The sequence below is a fragment of the Arthrobacter sp. Hiyo1 genome (assembly GCF_001263615.2).
Taxonomy (GTDB): domain Bacteria; phylum Actinomycetota; class Actinomycetes; order Actinomycetales; family Micrococcaceae; genus Arthrobacter.
In genome coordinates this window covers 952,591-953,948 of record NZ_DF952469.1, presented here as the reverse complement: position 1 = coordinate 953,948, position 1,358 = coordinate 952,591, and the positions used below count along the sequence as shown (strand labels likewise).

1 protein-coding gene is annotated in these 1,358 nt (G+C 63.5%); it reads right to left on the bottom strand.

The window, feature by feature from the left end; translation table 11 throughout:
- Window positions 1-263 precede the first annotated feature (263 nt).
- Window positions 264-1,262, bottom strand: a complete 999-nt coding sequence (locus AHiyo1_RS08705) for an aldo/keto reductase (protein WP_059388297.1) — start codon at window positions 1,260-1,262, stop codon at window positions 264-266.
- Window positions 1,263-1,358: the final 96 nt, after the last annotated feature.

The window sequence follows — 1,358 nt, the reverse complement described above, 5'->3', positions numbered from 1 at the left end:
GTGTCAGTAGTTGCGGCGTTAGCGGGCAGGGCCATGGCGGTGAGGGCTCCGCCGCCTGCGACGGCGCCAATCAAGGCGGCGCCTACGGCGATTTTCCGGACTTTGTTCACGATGTTGCTCCTTAGAGGTTCAACTCCGAGGGGTTCGAAGCTGTATCCCATCCTCGAACCCCACGCTTTGGCCCCTGTATACCTATGCTGTGCCTGGACTGTGACATTTTTGTCCGGCTCACAGCATCCGGAAGCGTGGCACCATGCGTACGCCTAGAGGTTGGTCATCCGTTCCGCGGCGTCGTTGTAGCGTCCGCCCTGCACCTGGATCCTGGAGGCGGCGTCCTCGATTTCGCCCAGTTCCGCGGTGGACAGTTCGACGGCGGCGGCACCGATGTTTTCCTCCAAGCGGTGCAGCTTGCGCGTTCCGGGGATCGGGACGATCCAGGGCTTCTGTGCCAGGAGCCAGGCCAAGGCGATCTGACCGGGCGTGGCACCCTTGCGTTGTGCGATGTTCGCGAGCAACTCGACGACGGCGGCATTGTGCTGGAGCGCATCCGGCGCGAACCGGGGGATGGTGCTGCGGATGTCGTTGCCGGCGTCGAAACTGGTGTCCGCGGTAATGGTTCCCGTCAGGAAGCCCTTGCCGAGCGGGCTGTAGGGCACAAAGCCGATGCCCAGTTCCTCGCACGCGGCCAGCACTTCTTCCTCGGGGCGGCGCCACCAGAGGGAGTATTCGCTTTGGACGGCGCTCAGGGGCTGGACGGCATGCGCCCTGCGGATGGTTCCGGCGGACGCTTCGGACATGCCGAAGTGCTTCACCTTGCCGGCCTCGATTAGTTCCTTGACCGCACCTGCCACGTCTTCGATAGGAACGTCGGGATCCACCCGGTGCTGGTAGTAGAGGTCGATTGCGTCGACGCCCAGCCGGCGCAAAGAGCCGTCCACGACCTCCTTGATGACCTCCGGGCGGCTGCTCACGCGCCCGCTCGGCTTGCGTTCTGCGGGATCGATGTCCCACCCGAACTTGGTGGCGATCACCACTTGGCCCTTGTACGGAGCGAGCGCTTCGCCCACGAGCTCCTCGTTGGCGTACGGGCCATAGATTTCGGCAGTGTCGAAGAATGTCACGCCCCGGTCCACGGCGGCACGGATCAGCGAGATCATTTCCTGCCGGTCCGGCTTGTCGCTGTATCCACCTGTCATGCTCATGCAGCCCAGTCCGACGGCGGAGACCTCCAAACCGTGGGTGCCCAGTGTGCGCTTTTCCATCGTTCGTCCTCCTGTGTCGTGAATCCTGTGTCGTGAACAAGATCCAGCCTTGCCGTCAACACTAGGGACGCGTCGGTACTGTCAGGGAGTCCCTGT